The sequence below is a fragment of the Corynebacterium tuberculostearicum genome (genome assembly GCF_032821615.1).
Taxonomy (GTDB): Bacteria; Actinomycetota; Actinomycetes; order Mycobacteriales; family Mycobacteriaceae; genus Corynebacterium; species Corynebacterium tuberculostearicum_H.
The window spans coordinates 12,008-30,254 of record NZ_JAVBIF010000011.1; the positions used below are offsets into that span (position 1 = coordinate 12,008).

Consider the following 18,247-nt stretch of genomic DNA (forward strand, 5'->3'; position numbering starts at 1 on the left):
ATGACTGAAAAGACCCGCGTGGCCGTTATCTATGGCGGCCGTAGCACCGAGCATTCCGTATCCTGCGTATCCGCTGGCGCGATCATGAACCACCTCGACCCAGAGAAGTTCGAGGTGGTGCCCATCGGTATCACCCGTGAGGGCACGTGGACGCCCGGCACCACTGAGGGCTTAGAAATTGTCGATGGTGTTATGCCGGAGGTCAGCCCTGGTGCGGAGCTGACCCTTTCCCTTGATCCCAATGCGAAGGGCCAATTCCATAACGTCACCGACGGCACGCTCTTTGCAGAGGTCGACGTGGTATTTCCCATTCTGCACGGCCCCTTTGGTGAGGACGGTACAGTCCAAGGACTCTTTGAGCTTTCCGGCCTGCCCTATGTAGGCCCAGGGGTCTTGGCGTCCTCGGTGGGCATGGATAAGGAATTTACCAAGAAGGTGCTGGCGGCGGCAGACCTGCCAGTAGCGCCCGAGGTCATCCTCAAAGGCCGCACCGAGCTAAGCGAGGACGAAAAGCAGCAGCTAGGCCTGCCCGTCTTTGTCAAGCCTGCTCGCGGTGGATCCTCCATTGGCGTATCCAAGGTCACCACCTGGGAGGAATTCCCCGCAGCTGTTGACCTGGCACTGGAAGACGACGAAAAGATCCTGGTGGAGCCGGAAATCGTAGGCAAAGAGGTAGAAATCGGCGTACTGCACTATGCCGATGGCACCTTGCTGGCCTCCGTCCCGGCGCTGCTCGCCGGTATCGATGATTCCGACGAGGGCTTTTATGGCTTCGACACCAAGTACCTCGACAATGTGGTCACCGCCGAAATCCCTGCGCCGTTCGCACCCGAGCTGACCGAAAAGCTACGCGACATGGCAATCCGCGCCTTCGAGGCCCTCAACTGTGAGGGCTTGTCTAGGGTCGACTTCTTCGTCACCGAGGAATCTGTGTACATCAACGAGATCAATACCCTGCCGGGCTTTACCCCGATCTCCATGTACCCGCAGGTGCTCGCGGCCTCGGGCGTTGAGTACCCGGCGCTGCTCGAGGCGCTTATCGAGCAGGCCCTAGCCAAGTAGGCCCAAGCGCTGCTTATTTTTCGGCCGTGTGCTCTGCGAGCACATCGCCAATTTCCACCAGGGCCGCCTGCGCGGCATCTTGTGGGGCGTGTAGCGCAAGGTAGTCCTCGCGGCCGAGGGCAAACCACGTGCCCGCGGTCGTGCCATGGGCCAAGGTGGTGTCCTCGAACCACGGAATATCGTTGACCTGTTGGAGCTTGACTCCGGCGCGATAGTTCTCCGGCTTGGCTACGCCGCATCGCGCAACGATGTCTTCGCGGCCTTCGGCACTCCATACATAGGTATTCTTATCCTCAACCTCGCGGCGGCTGTATCCCTCAGCCACCGAATCGGGCAGGGCCTTGTCTACTTCTGCGCACATCTGGTCATTCCCCGCCTTGAGAGCCTTAAGTGGCGCCTCGTGGGCAGTGGCAGGCTTTTCTTCGAGGGAAGAGAGGGCGTCGTTCAGCTCGCCCGGCTCTGCGTCAGTGGAGGCAGTGACCGCGACAACGGGGAAGCGCTGCGGCGCATACCAAGTGGTGAGGTTGGAGCCGGGGGTGGCATCGCGCACCTGGAACCACTGTTCGCCTTCTACGTCCTGGGTCTGGGAGTACTCGGTGTACTGGAAAGGCATATCTACGCCACAGCGCACGGTGACCTTATCCTCTGAGGTAGTGGCCCAGGCCGCGACGCCCGAAGGCACGGGCTCGGCAATATCGGCACGTGGCCTATCCATGACCTGATCCGGAAGGGCGTCGATAAAGCTGCGGCAGGCTTGCGAGTCTGCCTCCTTAGACTCCACGGGGGAGACCGCCACTGGTGCTTTGGCGACGTTATTGAATACGTATTTTGCGCCGAAAAGGACCGCCAGAACCATCACTATGGACAACCCAAGTGAAATGAAGATCGCGGTGCGGTTAAATTGGGATGTCATAAGGGCTCATAGTATCGAAAGGAAGCTGGTGAACTTAACTCAGACTCTCGCAGATGTGGGAGAACGCGCCGCCATCCGGGAAATTACCTCCGTGGCCTCCAGTAGGCTCAATGGAGACGATGCCGCGGTACTGCCCAGCGCGCCGCCGAATTCCCGCACCGTGGCGGCCACTGATTTGATGGTGGAGGGACGTCATTTCCTGCGCGAGTGGTCTACCCCGCGCGAGATTGGCAAGAAGGCCATCTTGCGCAATTTTGCCGATGTGGAAGCTATGGGTGCCCGTCCGGTTGCTGCCCTGCTTGCAATCGCCGCGCCAGGCGATACCCCGGTGCCCTTCGTACGTGGCATTGCCGAGGGAATTGCGGAACATAGCTCCTTCTATAACGCCGAGTTGGTAGGCGGCGACCTCACGAAGTCTGATCTCTTGGTCATCAATATCACGGCCGTAGGCTTCCTGGGCGGCAGCCTTCCCGCCTTGACTTTGGACGGGGCGCGGGCAGGTCAGCAGGTGGTAGCGCACGGCAAGATCGGCCACTCGGCCGCCGGCTTGGCCTTGTTGGAGCGCTTCGGCCGGAACCTGCCTGCAGGTCATGAGCACCTGCAGCCGCTTATCGACGCCCACTGTGCCCCCTGGCTCAACCCCGGCCGCGGCGTCATTGCCCGTGCCGCGGGGGTCACCGCGATGACCGATAACTCAGACGGGCTGATTCAAGACTGCACTACGATGGCCGAGCATTCCTGCGTGCACATGGACTTGGATCCGCAGGCCTTGCAACCGGAAGAATTGCTGTGCCAAGCCGCGGATTTACTCGACTGCGACCCGTGGGAATGGGTACTCAGCGGCGGCGAAGACCACACCCTCATCGGCACGACGGCAAAGGACGCCCCCTCCGGATTCCGAAAGATTGGCACCGTAACCCGCGGCTGCGGGGTTACGCTGGGAGGCACGACACCGAGCTATCAGAAAGGCTGGCTGAGCTTTTAACCATGCACCCCACTTACCACCCTTCCTGGGAGCCGGTACTGGCGCCGGTAGTTGAAAAGCAATGGCCACAGATCTCCCATGCTCTTGAGGGGCAGGACTATTTGCCCCCGGCTGAGGACGTCTGCCGCGCGTTACAGATGCCGCTGGATGAGGTCCGCGTGCTCATTGTGGGCCAAGACCCTTATCCCACCCCAGGACACGCCATGGGCATGGCCTTCTCCACTCGCCCGGGTGTGAACCCGCCGCGTTCCTTGGTCAATATTTACCGCGAGCTGCACGATGATCTGGGTATCGACGGCCGGGAAGACGGGGACCTGAGCGCCTGGGCGGACCAGGGAGTGCTGCTGCTTAATAGGGTGCTTACCGTAGCCCCAGGCCAAGCCGGTTCGCACCGCCGCATCGGTTGGGAAGAGATCACCGAGGCTGCCATTCGCGCGCTCAACCGCAGCCCCATGGTCGCGATTCTCTGGGGCCGGGATGCGCAGGCGTGTGAGCGCTTTCTTCCCGACGTCCCCTGTATCAAGTCCCCACACCCCTCACCGCTTTCTGCCAGCCGCGGTTTCTTTGGCTCGAAGCCCTTTTCCCGGGCAAACGCCCTTTTGCGGGACCAAGGCGCACAGGAAATAGACTGGCGCTTGTAAACTATTGCGCATGTCCTACCCCAGCACGCTGGATTCCCACGGAATGCGCAATTGGGCCACCCGCGCCGTGGGGGAATTAGCCCATCGCCGCGATGAGATCAACGCGCTCAATGTCTTTCCCGTACCGGATTCCGATACGGGCTCGAATATGGCGCACACTATGGAGGCAGCGGTAGCGGAGCTCGACAACGGTGGCGATGTCGCCGATTCACTCGCGTTCGGGGCGGTGCGTGGTGCCCGCGGAAACTCGGGAATGGTGTTGTCGCAGGTTCTGCGCGGCGTTGCCGAGTCAACTGTGGACTCAGTTATCGACGGCGACGTCTTTGCCCGCTCCCTGCAGCAGGCCGTGGAGCTGGTGGACCGAGCCATCGCCGAGCCGGTGGAAGGCACAGTTATCACGGTTCTGAAGGCAGCCGCCGAGGCCGCCGACGACGCTGAAGCGCAGTCAGGCGCAACCTTGCACAGTATTGTGAGCGCCGCGATCGCTGCCGCGGAAAAGGCCCTCGAGCGCACTCCTTCGCAATTGCCAGCCCTGCGCGAGGCAGGAGTGGTGGATGCTGGCGGCGCCGGCCTCGTTATCCTTTTAGAGTCTCTCCTCGCAGAAATTGAAGGCTCGACCGCGCACACTGGCCTGCCCGAACCGGAGCCGGATACTGAACTGGAAGTGGTCTTTTTCTTCGAGGGAGATATAGACACGCTGCAGGTAGCAATTGAACCGTTGGGAGACAGCCTCGTCATCGCTCGGGCCACCGAGGACAGCGCTAATGTACATATCCACTCCCGCCAGGCAGGCAAGGTCATTGAAACCGCCTTTGATACCGGAGAAGTAACCAACCTGCACCTTGAAGCGTTGCCCCCTCACGCCGAACCTGCCTCCGAAGAGCCTATTGCTCGCCAAGTATTTGCTGCCGCACCAGCCGGGCCCATCAGCGATCTTCTGGCATCTGCGGGGGTTAGCGTCGTGTCACCGGATGATCCCATTGCGGCTAAAGACGAGGACATCGTTCTTGCTACCGGCGTGAGTTCGCAGACCGTTGCTGGGCGAGTAGTGCCCGCGCAATCTCTGGCTGCAGCTCTGGCGGCGATTTCTGTCTATGAGCCGGATAACCCAGATACCGGTGCCGTCGTTGCCGCCATGCGTGATGCTGCCAAGTCCATGCGAGTGGCTTACCCGAGCCAGGAAACCCCGCAATCAATCATTGCCACTTGCCGCGATCTCTTAGCAGAAGGCGGTGAGCAGGTCACAGTCTTAAGCGCCCTTGATCTAGACCAGGAGGACCTAGCTCAACAGCTTCGCGTGGACGTTATGGCACTGAAAGTACCGGATATCGCAACCGAAATCGGAGTGGAATAGCAATGCTCGGCTGGCAGGACAATCGCCCTTTGACGGAGGTGCTTGCGGCGAAAGATGCCGCGAAGATTACCAAAGCGCTGGGGTATGAGACCTGCGGTGAGCTCTTAGCTCACTATCCGCGAGACTATATCCGCCACAACAAGGACGTCGGACTAGGAGACGCTGCGGAGGGCGATATCGTCACGGTTACCGGAACCATTACCGGATTCACCCGCCATGACTCGGGCAAGACCACCATCATCAATGTGCAGCTCGATGGCAGCATCGTTGCGACTTTCTTCAATGCCAATTACGTGATGCGGATGTTGCACCGCGGACAGCGCGTCATGATGAGCGGCAAGCTTAAGTTCTTTCGCAATCAGCCGCAGTTGCAGCAGCCGGACTTTGTAGAGATCGATGCGTTTGGCCGCCCCGATGGCGAACTGGATGATTACCGCCAGCCAGCGGCCGAATCCGGCAAGAAGCACCGCCCAAAGGCCACCGGCTCGCTGCGGAACCTGTCGCAGTTTGGCAGGCTCGACCAGCTCCTCTTGGAACGCGAATGGATACCGGTGTACCCGGCTACGTCCAAGGTGACTTCGTGGTACATCATGGGTGCCATCCACTACGTCTTATCTAAGACCCCGCCGATTGAGGAACCGCTGGATTATCAGATGATCATCAGCCTCGATAAGGCAGTGCGGGAAATCCATGAGCCGGGGGAGGCGGGCCCGTACCGTGCGATTCAAAGGCTGAAGTACAACGAGGCTCTGTCCATTGGCCTGGTGATGGCATTGCGCCAGCGAGATGCCGAAGCCCGGACCGCTTCTACCATGCCGGCTACCTTAGGCGGCTATCGCGAGGAACTGCTGAGCCATCTGCCCTTTGATCTGACTGAAGGGCAGCGGCGCGTCATCAGCGAGATTGAAGACGATCTGGCTCGTCCGCTGCCCATGATGCGCTTGCTGCAAGGTGAGGTTGGCTCTGGCAAAACCATGGTGGCTACCTGCGCTATGCTGCAGGCTGTTGACGCAGGAACGCAGGCCGCGCTGTTGGCGCCGACGGAAGTACTCGCCTCCCAACACGCTGCCTCCATCGGAACCTCGGTTCCCGAAGGGGTCAAGGTGGTACTCCTGACCGGCTCCATGCGTACGGCGGACAAGCGGCAGGCATTATTGGATATTGTCTCCGGTGACGCGGACATCGTCATTGGAACCCATGCGATTATCCAAGACAGCGTGGAGTTCTTTAACCTGGGATTGGTCGTCGTAGATGAGCAACACCGGTTTGGTGTAGAGCAGCGCGATAGCCTGCGGTTAAAGGCACGTGAAGGCCTCAGCCCCCACGTGCTGGTGATGACAGCAACACCGATTCCGCGCACCATTGCGATGACCGTCTTTGGTGACCTCGCCGTATCAACGCTGACCGAGCTGCCCGGTGGTCGCAAACCTATTCAGTCAGCAGTGGTGGCCGAGTGGCGGCCGACCTGGGTGCTGCGCGCACTCGAGCGGATACGCGAGGAGGTTGCCCACGGCCATCAGGCCTATATCGTTTGCCCGCGCATTGAAGGCAAAGGCGGGGTGCTAGAGCTTGCACAGCAGTTAGAAAACGGTCCCTTCAAGGGACTGCGGGTCGCCATTTTGCATGGGAAGATGCCCAATAAAGACGAGGTAATGACGTCATTTGCCAGGGGAGAGATCGATATCCTGGTCTCTACCACGGTCATTGAGGTGGGCGTGGATGTTCCCAATGCCACGGTGATGCTCATTCGCGAGTCCGAGCATTTCGGCGTTTCCCAGTTGCACCAGTTGCGTGGGCGTGTGGGACGAGGCGGCAATGCCTCCGTCTGCCTTTTGCACACGACGGCAGCCGATAACACTCCGTCCTTCCGTCGTATCACTCAGATCGCCCAAACGTCCTCGGGTTTTGAACTGGCCGAGCTTGATTTGCGCCAGCGGCAAGAGGGCGACATCTTGGGCACCATGCAGTCCGGAACTCACCGCACACTGCGGCTACTGAACTTGGCGGATGACCAAGACATTGTGGAGCGCACCCACACGGATGCGCGCGCCATGGTGATGCGCAATCCCGAGCTGGCTGAGGAACTCACGCGCAATTTGAGCGAAAGCGAACAGGAATACTTGGAGAAGAACTAAGACGGGTTAACCTAGAAGCATGAAAATTTACGCCCCTTTCGCGGGCATCGTCCGTTGCCATGTGAATGTGGGAGACACTGTTGATACCGGAGTACCGCTTGCGACCGTTGAAGCCACGAAGCTCGAGGCTCCCGTAGAAAGCCCGGGACCAGGAAAGGTCCACCGTATTGTGGTCTCTGACTTTAGTGATGTGGTGGGCGGAGACCTTTTGATGGAGATTGGAGAAGCATAAATGACGCGCATTATTGCCGGCGAAGCTCGCGGACGCACCATTAAAGTGCCTGCAGAAGGAACCCGGCCTACCGCAGACCGCGCCCGCGAAGGGCTGTTTTCATCTCTCACTGCACGGTGGGGCTTTGCTGGATCTTCGGTGCTCGATCTTTTTGCTGGCTCTGGTGCCCTGGGCCTAGAGGCGGCGAGCCGTGGAGCAGATGAAGCAGTACTGGTGGAATCTTCGGCCGATGCGGTGAAAATCATCCGGCACAACATGGGCGTCGTCAAGCATCCCGGCGTGCGCGTGCAAGAGATGAAGGTAGGCACCTACCTGGCTAGTGCCCCGCGCAAACACTTCGATCTGGTGCTTGCGGACCCGCCCTATGCTTTTGATGAGGTGGATGCACTCATTGCTGCCATCGAACCGGTGCTTACTGATCGCGCAATGGTAGTAATTGAGCGCCACGTCGATTCCGCGGATATGGTGTGGCCTGCTGGTTTTGAGCCCACCGGCCAAAAGCTTAAGAAGCGCACCTTTGGCATCGCCCGCATGGATATGGCGGTCTATACTCGCCCCGGCAGCGAGGACGCCGAAGACTAATCCCCTGAAAAGAAAGCGAAAGTAGCATGACTAAGGCCGTCTGCCCTGGATCCTTCGACCCCGTCACCTTAGGTCACGTCGATATCATCAATCGCGCTAACCAGATGTTTGATGAGGTCACCGTGTTGGTAACCGGTAACCCTGACAAGCCTTCTGGGCTCTTTAGCGTGGAGGAGCGCATGGAACTTATCCGCCAAAGCGTGGATTCATCCATCAAGGTGGATTATTGCTCCGGGCTGTTGGTGGACTACACCACGGAGCATGGGGCAGACGTCCTAGTGAAGGGACTGCGTAGCTCTCTCGATTATGAATATGAGCTGCCTATGGCGCAGATGAATCGGCGCCTTTCGGGAATCGATACTGTCTTCCTACTCACGGACGAGAAGTACGGCTATATTAGTTCCTCGCTGTGTAAGCAGGTAGCCAAGTTTGGCGGCGACGTAACCGGAATGTTCCCAGAGTCTGTCGGCCGTGCGGTAAAGGAGAAATACCGGCAGTGAGCCTCGCACTGGTTATTTTCCTCGTCGTTGTCGTTGGTTCGACACTGCAACGGGTATCCGGAATGGGGCTCGGCCTCATCGGCGGCCCCATCCTCATGCTCATTATGGGGCCGGTCGAAGGCATCCTGGTGATCAACGTTCTGGCCTGCATAAATGCGATTCTGACCACCTATTCCGTGCGTGAAAATGTGAGCTGGAAGAAGTTCGGACTTATAGCTCCAGTTATGGTGATTGGTTCCTTGGCCGCGGCGTTGCTCATTAGGCGCATGGACACGGCAGGGCTGATGATCGTGGTGGGCGCTGCGCTTCTGGCCGCATTGGCCGTAGTGACATTTGGAAAGAAGTTTGTCCCGCCGATGGAGGGCAAAGGCCCTGCCATCTCCGCCGGTATTCTCGGCGGCTTTACCAATACCTTGGCGGGCGTGGCCGGCCCTGTTATTACCGTCTACGCCCAGGCGGCAAAGTGGCCCCAAAATGTCTACGCAGCTACGCTGCAGCCGATTTTTGTCGTAGGCGGATTCTTTTCCGTGATGACCAAGACGCTCACAGGTGCGGCCCACTTTGATGGCTTGCCTTGGGTGATGTGGCCCGCCGGTGTATTAGGTATGTTCGTCGGAATTTGGGCCGGCACCCGCATTTCCCAGCGTGTTCCACGAGAAAAGGCCCGCGTGCTCTCACTGAGCGTTGCCGGGTTGGGCGCGGCCAGCGCACTGATTCGGGGCATTTTGACGCTTTCGTAGACGAGTCAGCCACGGCAAAGCCCGCCGGTCCTCTTCGCGGAAGAGGGCGGCGGGCTGAAGGCAATCTGTGGAGTGTAGTGGGGTTATAGCAACGAAGCCAAAAAGTCCTTGGTGCGTGGTTGTTGCGGGTTATCCAAAACCTCAGCTGGGCTGCCAGACTCGATGACCACGCCGCCGTCCATGAAGAAGACCTTATCGGCCACCTCGCGCGCAAACCCCATCTCGTGGGTGACTACGAGCATGGTCATGCCTTCGGCTGCGAGGTCCTTCATAACGCGCAGCACTTCGCCGACGAGCTCGGGGTCGAGGGCGGACGTAGGTTCGTCGAAAAGCATAAGCTTAGGATCCATGGCCACCGCACGAGCAATGGCCACGCGTTGTTGCTGGCCGCCAGAGAGCTGTACCGGGTAGTTATTGGCCTTGGACGCCAAGCCAACGTCCTCCAACAGCTCCATAGCGCGGGCGCGGGCGGTCTCTTCCGGAATCTTTTTCACCTGCACCGGTGCCTCGATGATGTTTTCAATCACCGTGCGGTGGGGGAAGAGGTTGAAAGACTGAAAGACCATTCCGATATCGGAGCGCTGTTCTGCGGCTTCCTTCTCGCTGATCTCATAAAGGGTGCCGTTCTTTTCGCGGTAGCCAATCAGCTCGCCGTCGACGTAGAGGCGGCCCGCCGTCGCCTTATCAAGGTGATTGACGCAGCGCAGGAAGGTGGACTTGCCGGAGCCCGAGGGGCCTAACAGGCAGGCCACTTCGCCGGGCTGGACCTCAAGGTCGATGCCTTTGAGGACCTCGAGCTGTCCGAAGGACTTATGGACGTTCTGGGCGGAAATCATGGGAGTAGCCATTAGTTTTTAGCCTCCGAAATCACGGATACGTTGCGGGGGATGGTTCCTTCAGCGTCTGCCAGCGCAGCAAGTTGGCGGCCGGTGAGTTCGCGGGTGGCACCGCGCTCAAAGCGGCGCTCCAGGAAGTACTGACCCACCATCAGCAGGGAAGTAACCACGAGGTACCAGGATGCTGCGACCAGCAGCAGCGGGATGGGCTGGAAGAGGGCGGCGGAAATATCCGTGGAACGGCCGAAGATCTCCTCGGTATAAGGAATGGCCACCACGAGGGAAGAGGTCTTGAGCAAGGAAATGAACTCATTGCCTGTGGGCGGAATGATAATGCGCATGGCCTGCGGCAGGACGGTGCGACGCATGGTCATCCACCAGGACATGCCCAGTGCCTTGGAAGCTTCCTTCTGGCCCTCAGGAACGGAGGTGATGCCGGAGCGCACGATTTCGGCCATATAGGCAGCTTCATTAAGCCCCAGACCCATCACGGCAAGGAAGAAGGCGTTGGTGAGGATCGTCTGCAAAGACACCTCGGTAAAGCCCAAGTTGATGGATTGGTAGATGGCGGAGAGCAGGCCCCAGAACACCAGCTGCACATAGATCGGCGTGCCGCGGAAGACCCAGAGGAATATCCAGGACACGCTGCGCAGCACCGGGTTGGGGGACATGCGCATAACCGCAAGGATGGCACCACCCACAACGCCGATGATCATTGACAAAATGGTGATGGCGATGGTGTGCAGGGAGGCAAGTGCAATGCGCTTATCAAAGAGATACTGGAAGTAGGTGTCCCAGCCAAAAGCCTCGTTGCGGGCGGAGGCGATGATAAACCACACGGCGAGCACGATAAGCAGGCCGGCGAATACCCAGCGCCACGGGTGGCGTAGAGGTCGCGCCTCGATCTTGGCGGGCTTTTCCTTAGGCTCTGCCGTAGCTGGCGTCGCCGCATTTTCATTAACCATTGATCGGCCTTTCATTAATCATTGCCTGGTCTATTAAGCCATCCTCGATGCCCCAACGGGACAAAATTTCTGCATACTCACCGGTTTCGATGAGGTGCTGCAGTGCCGCGGCAGAGGCCTTGCCCAGATCGGAATCCTTGGGAACGGCAAAACCATAGGGCGATGCTTGGAACATATCGCCTACCTGCCGCATCTTTCCTTCGGAGCGATTGACCGCCCACGCCGTTACTGGGGAGTCTGCGGACAGGGCATCTGCGCGTCCCATAAGTACCGCCAGCGCGGCGTTGTCACCGGTGTCATAAGACAAGACTGTGAGATCGCCGTTGCACGCATCCTTCTTGGGCCGCACATCGTCGGTTTCAGATACCGTGGTGCGCTGCACCGCAACGGTCAAGCCGCAAGGATTATCCGGGTCAACCTTTTTAGGTCCGTCTACTCGTTCGGCCCACTGGATGCCGGCGTAGAGGTGATCTACAAAGTCGAATTCATTGCGGCGCTCGGGGTTATCCGTGAATCCGGATGCGCCCATATCAATCTGGCCCGATTGCACGGCGGGCAGGATCATGGAGAAGTCCTGTTCCACGGGCTGGAAATCGAGTCCCAAGACGCCGGCAACGGCGTGCGCAAGATCGAGTTCAACGCCCTGGAGCGCCCCGTGGGAATCCTTAAGCTGAAATGGGGCATAGGGTGGGTTAGTTCCGGCAGTGAGGACGCCATCGTTGTCGTCATACATGGCGGCAATTTCCGGCACCATTGCGGAATGGGGTTCTTCCCAGCCGTCCGGAGTGGAATCTTCCTCGTTGGTGACGCAGGCGCCTAGGCTCAGCGTGGGGACGAGGACCGCGGCGATAGTTGCGCGGCGAGAAAACGTGCTTGGCATTAGTTTTGCGCCGTCCTTTCATCTATAGCGCGGGCTTTCTTCATATCTACGAAGATGAACGCGGAGACGATGAGTGCACCGAGGACGAACAGGGCGATGATGATGCCGCTAGAGGCATCTTGGTCAGCTCCCCAGGGCCACAGGGCGCGCAGAGAACCGAGCATGAAACCTGCCATGGCCATCAGCGTGGGGGCGCGGTGGTGATCCAGCAGGAAGTTCAACACCTTGATAAACGCCGCAAGGCCACACAGGGCACCCAGCGCGAAGACGGCGATAGTGCCTAGGTCACGATCTGAAACGGCACCAATGATGGGCTGGTAGAGGCCCATGGTCAGCAGGATGAGCGAGCCGGAGATGCCAGGCAGGATGAGTGCGCATACCGCGATGGCGGCGGCGAAGAAGACCACGATGAGGCTGGGGTTCTCGTGCGGTTCGGAGGTGAAGCCGGTGATGAAGAAGATTGCGATCGTGGCAACGACGAACGCGATGATGGAGGAGGGGCGTAGCCGTTCCTGCTTAGAAAGCATGGATAGCGGTACAAAAATGGACACAGCAACCATGCCCAAAAAGAGCGCTCCGGAAGCCGATACGTGATTTTCCACGAAGTTAGAAAGCACGGTGGACATCCCGAAGACGGCGATGAACATGCCGATAGCTACGGAGATGAGGAAGCTCCATTCGACCTTCTTGAAGCGGCCGGAGATGAGATCGTTGGCGTTGTGGACTGCGCGTTCATAAATGCCCACGATGAGCGCCACGGTGCCACCGGAGATGCCCGGTACGAGCTCGGCCATGCCGATGAGGGCGCCGCGGATAGCGTTCAAAATGTACTGCATAAAATAAAAATCTACCTGGGAGGGGGCTGGTGCGGAGGGCGACTGGCCTAGTAAGGCGGCAGAAAGGTGCCGAAGTGGGAGGCTAGGCGAACCGCTGTGAAGCGTAATGCATATCTTTCATTAAAGGATGGTTAGCTACCTACCGCGGGAAGGGAGGAACTTTTCCCTAACCGTAGAGGTAAAACGGTATTCACGAATATTCTGTCAGTTTAATACACCCCAATGCAACTATGCAGTTCGGGGCAGGATATACGGACTTGGCCACAGTGGGATAGTCCATTCAGAGGAAACCATAAGTTTCCCATTATTCAGCCTCCCGTTTACGTGAGCGCCAACTAACGGAAAGCTTCACGTCCTAGAATCCCTTGCGTATTCCCGCCATCTCCCCTGAGCAAGCATCCCTTTCCAGTCTTAAAGGACTCTCTATGAAAAATCGTTTCGTCCTGCCTGCGCTAACTGCAACCGCGGTGGTGGGAAACCTCGTTGTTGTACCGGCCGCAAGTGCTGCGGATTTTGGGGCCGAGGGGGCGTCGCCAAGCGAGGGCTCTCGTTTCAGTATCGGCGTCTTACCGGATACCCAGTTCTACTCGCGCTATTCCACCCCGGAGACGGGCAACTTGGCCCAAGCTCGCTACGGAAGCGAACCCTATTTGGCCCAAACTCAATGGTTGGTAGATCACCAAGACGAGCTGAACATGGATTTTGTCACCTACTTGGGCGATGTCGTCGACCAATGGAACGTGGAGGGCGAATGGCAGGTAGCCGATAAGGCCATGCAGGTCCTCGATGATTCTGACCTGAACTACTCCATCCTGCCCGGCAATCACGACATGGACGTGGAGGGTGCGTCGGCTCACCCGTATGACAAGTGGTTTAGCGCCGATCGTGCCAAGGCCGCTAATCCGGAGACCTTCCAAGAACGTTACACTGCGGTCAATAATGACTCCGAGGCCCACATCTTTGAAGCCGAGGGTCAGAAGTACCTCAACCTTGCGCTCGGCTGGCGCGCCGATGAAAGGGCCATTGCATGGGCGCAAGGCATCATTGATCAGCACCCAGACCTTCCGGTCATTGTGACCACCCATGAGGCCCTCAACATCGACGGGGAGGGCAACGTTTTCTATTCCGATGACTATGGCAAGGGCTTGTGGGATACGTTCATCAAGCGCAACGACCAGATTTTCCTGGTGATGGGTGGCCACCACCACGGTGCGGGCTACCGCGTGGATAAGAACGATGCCGGCCATGACGTCGTTTCCATCTTGCAGGACTATCAGATGGCCTATCAGGGTGGTAATGGATTGCTGGGCGTGCTCGAGTTCGACCTTTCCGGCAAGCAGCTGGAGATGACCGCTCTCTCGCCGTGGGTGGCGCAGAAGCCGCACGAGGAGCTGACGCAGTTCGACAAGCTCACCCTGGATGATGAGGGCGATAGCTACGCCATTCCGTTCGACTTTGAGCAGCGCTTTTCGTCCTTTTCGCCGGATTTCGCCGTGGGCGAGGGCCACCAGCCGGACCTGGCGCAGCGTGCGCGCGACATCGCCGCGGAAGGCTATAGGCCCTATACCATCGCGGAGGATGAGCTGCCCAAGGGCGCGGATGACTTTGCCAAGAACGACCACACGGTATTCCACTGGCGCCCGGGCCAGGCCCAAGACAAGGACGGGCATGCGCTCGCCGACGGCGCCCCTGCCGGCCGCGGCACCACCATCCCCGATATTGCCAGCGATTCGGGCAGTGACCTGCATCGTTCTGGCGCCATGCTAGGCGATCGGGTGACCTATAGCTCCGATCACCACCCGCTGTCCTCTGATTCCGGCTCCCTCTTCTGGTCCGACCCTGCCGGCAAGGTAGGCAATGCCGAGTTCCGCACCGATAAGGGAGCGGCAGCCAATAGCGTCGATACCACCAAGGGGTATACCTTCGAATCCTTCGTCAAGATTCCTAAAGACTTCAATGGTGCCCAGCATGGCTGGGGAAGTGCGCTTAGCCGCGACTCTGCGATCAATAAATTAGTCGACGGCTCCGAAGACACGGACCCTACCGTCATGTTTGGCATCTCCAACCTCCGCGAGCTGCGCTGGTGGGCGGAGCCGAAGCAAGGAAGCGGTTCTACCGTATGGTCCCACGAGGTGCCCAAGGACGAGTGGATGCACATTGCCGTGGTCAATGATCCTCAGCGCGATAGCGTGGAGATGTTCATCAACGGCGCGCCTATCTTACGCAACGCGGTAGGTGCCGAAGGTCTTCTCCCGCGCGACCTGCAGTGGGTTATGGGTGGCGGTTTTGATAACCAGCGCCCGCAGGATCCGTGGTACGGCTGGATCGGCGAGACCCGCCTGACCCAGGGTGTTCTGGGCAAGGACGAATGGCTTACCGCCCGTGCACACGGGGACGGCAAACCGGCTGATACTACGCAGCCAGCCGCGGGCAGCTCCGCATCGAGCAACGGCGCGAGCTCCAAGCCCGCAGTTCTGGGGGCAATCCTCGGCATCGCGGGCGTGGCCGGACTCATCGGTCTTGCACTACCGCAGCTGAAGGCCTCAATCCCGCAAATCAACGCGCTCCTGCGCAAGTACCACCTGCCAACCCTGCCTGAACTGGGCTAAAGCAAAGGCCTCGGTTTCCCTGACTTAGTGGAAACCGAGGCCTTATCTCGTTGTGCCCCTGGTGAGACTCGAACTCACACTGGACGGGTTTTGAATCCGTTGCCTCTGCCAATTGGGCTACAGGGGCGCACAGTGTAAAGGCGGATTGCCTTTGACTGTGAAAATAGTAGCGCAGGCACTAGGCGAATTCCTAATTGGGTATTGGTAGCGGGGGAATGCCCACGTCATCCACAATATCTACACCGGGGTGTTCGGATGTCGGGGTGCTTCTCTAGGATGGGGCAGGTGACTACTAATCAGCCTCGACTTCTGCTCATTGACGGCCACTCTATGGCCTTTCGTGCCTTCTATGCCCTGCCGGTGGATAATTTCTCCACCTCAGGAGGTCAGCACACTAATGCCGTGTATGGCTTCTTATCGATGCTCTCTAATATCGTGGCGGAAGAGACCCCCGACGCCATTGCGGTGGCATTCGACGTGGGGCGCAAGACCTTCCGCACTGAGATGTTCCCTGACTATAAGGCCCAGCGCGAGGCCGCGCCGGAGGAATTCAAGGGGCAGGTAGACCTCATTCGCGAGGTGCTCGAGGTACTGGGCATTACCACCCTTTCTCGTGAGAACTACGAGGCCGATGACATCCTGGCTACTCTCGCAACCGAGGCACAGGACTATGAGACTCTCATCGTCACCGGAGACCGTGACTACCTGCAGTTGGTTAATGAGTCCACGACGGTGCTCTATCCCATGAAGGGCGTATCCACGCTCCACCGCTTTACCCCATCCGCGGTAGAAGAAAAGTACGGTCTCACCCCCGCGCAGTACCCAGACTTTGCCGCGCTGCGTGGCGATCCTTCCGATAATTTGCCGGGCATCCCAAAGGTGGGCGAGAAGACTGCCACCAAGTGGATAGTCAAGTATGGAGACTTGGCATCCTTGGTAGAGCACGCCGAGGAAATTAAGGGCGTGGTGGGCAATAACTTCCGCGAGCGCATCGAGCAGGTGCAGATGAACCGCAAGCTCACCCAGATGATTACGGACATGGACCTAGAGGTCGGTCCTGCTGATTTGGCCTTCAAGGAAGCCAAGGTCGCCGACGTTGCCGCCAAGTTCGATGACCTAGAGTTCGGTACCAACCTGCGTGATCGCGTACTCGCCGCCATTCCCAATGATGGTGCTGAGGCAGCGCAGCAAGCCGAGGAAGTCCAAGAGCTAGAAACAGTCATCGACGATGAGCCATTGTCTCAGTGGCTGCCTGGCCGTAAGCACGTTGCAGTTTATGTCCAAGGCGAGGGAAACCCGGGGCAGGGTGATGTTTCGGCGATTGCTTTCGTGGATCAAGAACGCCACGGCCTGCAAGTGGAGCTGGGCGATCTTACTGCCGAGGACGATAAGGCCCTTGCGCAGTGGTTGGCCTCCGATGCGCCGAAGTATTTCCACGAAGCGAAGGCCGCTTTCCATATGCTCGCCGGCCGCGGGATTGAGCTGGCAGGCATCGCTCATGACACGGCCCTTGCCGCTTACCTGTTACGGCCCGGTCAGCGCACTTACGCGCTTGCCGACGTCTACCAGCGCCACCTCCAAAAGACCCTCGGCGCCGCCACGGAACAGCTTTCCCTGCTGGATGATTCCTCTCTAGTGGACCAGGCCGCAGCAATTATGGAGCTTGCAGAAAGGCTCACCGCAGAGCTACAGGAGATTGACTCTTTCGAGCTCTATACCGACCTCGAGCTGCCGCTGGTAACCATTCTGGCGCGCATGGAGGCTACCGGAATTGCCGTTGACGTTGACATTCTCGAAACGCAAAAGGATGCCTTTGTAGAGCAGGTTGCCGAACAAGAGCGCGCCGCCCGCGAGCTTGCCGGCGATGACAAGCTCAACCTCAACTCGCCGAAGCAGCTGCAAACCGTGCTCTTTGAGACATTTGAGCTGCCCAAGACCAAGAAGACGAAGACGGGCTATTCCACCGCGGCCAAGGAGATTGAACAGCTCGCGGCCAAGAACCCCCATCCCTTCCTGGATCACCTTTTGGCACACCGCGAGTACCAGAAGATGAAGACCACCCTGGAGGGCCTCATCAAAACCGTGCAGCCTGACGGCCGCATTCACACCACGTTTAACCAAACTGTGGCCTCTACCGGCCGCTTGTCGTCCACCGAACCCAACCTGCAAAACATCCCTGTACGTACGGAGGCCGGCCGCCAGATCCGTTCTGCCTTCATCGTGGGCGATGGCTTCGATGAGCTCATGACTGCGGACTACTCCCAGATTGAGATGCGTGTCATGGCGCATCTCTCCGCTGACCCGGGCCTCATCGAGGCATACAAGGAAGGCGAAGACCTGCACAACTATGTTGGCTCTCGAGTTTTTGACGTTCCCATTGACCAGGTGACATCCGAGCTGCGCCGCCGGGTTAAGGCCATGTCCTATGGGTTGGTCTACGGGCTGTCTGCCTTTGGTCTATCCCAGCAATTGGGCATTCCGGCGGGGGAGGCAAAGTCCATCATGGAAAGCTACTTCGAGCGCTTTGGCGGCGTGAAGAAGTACCTCGATGAAGTCGTGGTCCAAGCCCGCAAGGATGGTTACACGGCAACGCTCTTCGGCCGTCGCCGCTACTTGCCAGAGCTAAACTCCGATAACCGCCTAGCACGCGAGAACGCGGAGCGCGCAGCGCTTAATGCACCGATTCAGGGCACTGCCGCTGACATTATTAAGGTGGCGATGATTCGCGTAGACCGCGCACTGCAAGGGATGAAGTCTCGCGTGCTGCTTCAGGTACACGATGAATTGGTGGTCGAAGTCGCCCCCGGTGAGGCGGACAAGGTTCGAGAGATTCTCGAGCGCGAGATGGACTCAGCGATCGAGCTGAACGTGCCGCTGGAGGTCTCCGCCGGCGCCGGCAAGGATTGGGATGCCGCAGCCCACTAGCTCGGTTAAATTCTCCCGCCGGGAAAGGGCGCGCCTGAGGCTCGCCTCGCAA

Annotated in this window: 16 protein-coding genes and 1 tRNA gene; 11 read left to right on the forward strand and 6 right to left on the reverse strand. The window is 58.9% G+C overall.

The genetic code is table 11. The annotated features are described in order from the left end of the window. Nucleotides 1-1,062, forward strand: a complete 1,062-nt coding sequence (locus tag RAE09_RS08525) for a D-alanine--D-alanine ligase family protein (protein WP_150850527.1) — start codon at nt 1-3, stop codon at nt 1,060-1,062. A gap of 13 nt (nt 1,063-1,075) precedes the next feature. Here the strand turns inward: RAE09_RS08525 and RAE09_RS08530 are convergent, their stop codons facing one another. After that, a complete protein-coding gene (locus RAE09_RS08530; protein ID WP_034668164.1) occupies nt 1,076-1,975 on the reverse strand; it encodes a DUF3515 domain-containing protein in 900 nt (299 codons plus the stop codon). Between RAE09_RS08530 and RAE09_RS08535 the strand changes: the two genes are divergently transcribed. Genes RAE09_RS08535 through RAE09_RS08570 form a run of 8 tightly spaced genes read left to right on the forward strand, consistent with a single transcriptional unit; the run spans nt 1,923 to nt 9,144 of the window. Further along, on the forward strand, nt 1,923-2,960 hold the full coding sequence (locus RAE09_RS08535; protein WP_084771629.1) for a thiamine-phosphate kinase: 1,038 nt from the start codon (nt 1,923-1,925) through the stop codon (nt 2,958-2,960). The genes RAE09_RS08530 and RAE09_RS08535 overlap by 53 nt on opposite strands. A 2-nt stretch (nt 2,961-2,962) precedes the next feature. Continuing rightward, nucleotides 2,963-3,601, forward strand: coding sequence for a uracil-DNA glycosylase (locus tag RAE09_RS08540; RefSeq protein WP_250409210.1), 639 nt, complete (start codon nt 2,963-2,965; stop codon nt 3,599-3,601). Nucleotides 3,602-3,611: 10 nt separating this feature from the next. Then, nucleotides 3,612-4,955 (forward strand): DAK2 domain-containing protein, encoded by a 1,344-nt coding sequence (locus tag RAE09_RS08545; RefSeq protein WP_316981473.1) that lies wholly within the window; start codon nt 3,612-3,614, stop codon nt 4,953-4,955. A 2-nt stretch (nt 4,956-4,957) separates the two neighbouring features. Beyond that, nucleotides 4,958-7,090, forward strand: coding sequence for an ATP-dependent DNA helicase RecG (locus RAE09_RS08550; protein ID WP_316981474.1), 2,133 nt, complete (start codon nt 4,958-4,960; stop codon nt 7,088-7,090). A 19-nt stretch (nt 7,091-7,109) separates the two neighbouring features. Next, complete coding sequence (locus RAE09_RS08555) at nt 7,110-7,322, forward strand: biotin/lipoyl-containing protein (RefSeq protein ID WP_005327804.1); 213 nt, start codon at nt 7,110-7,112, stop codon at nt 7,320-7,322. Continuing rightward, nucleotides 7,323-7,904, forward strand: a complete 582-nt coding sequence (gene rsmD, locus RAE09_RS08560) for a 16S rRNA (guanine(966)-N(2))-methyltransferase RsmD (RefSeq protein WP_005323292.1) — start codon at nt 7,323-7,325, stop codon at nt 7,902-7,904. It abuts the gene before it with no gap. Between the two features lie 26 nt (nt 7,905-7,930). After that, entirely contained in the window at nt 7,931-8,404 is a 474-nt protein-coding gene (gene coaD, locus RAE09_RS08565; protein WP_005323291.1) for a pantetheine-phosphate adenylyltransferase, read from the forward strand. After that, a complete protein-coding gene (locus RAE09_RS08570) occupies nt 8,401-9,144 on the forward strand; it encodes a TSUP family transporter (RefSeq protein WP_200435231.1) in 744 nt (247 codons plus the stop codon). The genes coaD and RAE09_RS08570 overlap by 4 nt, the downstream gene beginning before the upstream one ends. An 83-nt stretch (nt 9,145-9,227) precedes the next feature. On the opposite strand, the gene RAE09_RS08575 is transcribed toward RAE09_RS08570, so the two are convergent. From RAE09_RS08575 to RAE09_RS08590, 4 genes are read right to left on the reverse strand one after another with little or no spacing between them, the layout of a single operon-like run. Further along, nucleotides 9,228-9,992, reverse strand: a complete 765-nt coding sequence (locus RAE09_RS08575) for an amino acid ABC transporter ATP-binding protein (RefSeq protein ID WP_005323289.1) — start codon at nt 9,990-9,992, stop codon at nt 9,228-9,230. Further along, nucleotides 9,992-10,945, reverse strand: a complete 954-nt coding sequence (locus RAE09_RS08580) for an amino acid ABC transporter permease (RefSeq protein ID WP_005323288.1) — start codon at nt 10,943-10,945, stop codon at nt 9,992-9,994. Before RAE09_RS08580 ends, RAE09_RS08575 begins: the two co-directional genes overlap by 1 nt. Further along, complete coding sequence (locus RAE09_RS08585; RefSeq protein ID WP_005323287.1) at nt 10,938-11,825, reverse strand: ABC transporter substrate-binding protein; 888 nt, start codon at nt 11,823-11,825, stop codon at nt 10,938-10,940. The genes RAE09_RS08580 and RAE09_RS08585 overlap by 8 nt, the downstream gene beginning before the upstream one ends. Beyond that, a complete protein-coding gene (locus tag RAE09_RS08590; RefSeq protein ID WP_005323286.1) occupies nt 11,825-12,661 on the reverse strand; it encodes a DUF368 domain-containing protein in 837 nt (278 codons plus the stop codon). The genes RAE09_RS08585 and RAE09_RS08590 overlap by 1 nt, the downstream gene beginning before the upstream one ends. Nucleotides 12,662-13,086: 425 nt before the next feature. Here RAE09_RS08590 and RAE09_RS08595 point away from each other — a divergent pair, with 425 nt between their 5' ends. Continuing rightward, complete coding sequence (locus RAE09_RS08595) at nt 13,087-15,270, forward strand: LamG-like jellyroll fold domain-containing protein (protein WP_316981475.1); 2,184 nt, start codon at nt 13,087-13,089, stop codon at nt 15,268-15,270. A 53-nt stretch (nt 15,271-15,323) separates the two neighbouring features. On the opposite strand, the gene RAE09_RS08600 is transcribed toward RAE09_RS08595, so the two are convergent. Further along, a tRNA-Leu gene (locus RAE09_RS08600) sits at nt 15,324-15,397 on the reverse strand. A gap of 149 nt (nt 15,398-15,546) precedes the next feature. On the opposite strand from RAE09_RS08600, the gene polA reads away from it, so the two are divergent. Continuing rightward, nucleotides 15,547-18,195, forward strand: coding sequence for a DNA polymerase I (gene polA, locus RAE09_RS08605; RefSeq protein WP_302257584.1), 2,649 nt, complete (start codon nt 15,547-15,549; stop codon nt 18,193-18,195). Nucleotides 18,196-18,247 lie beyond the last annotated feature (52 nt).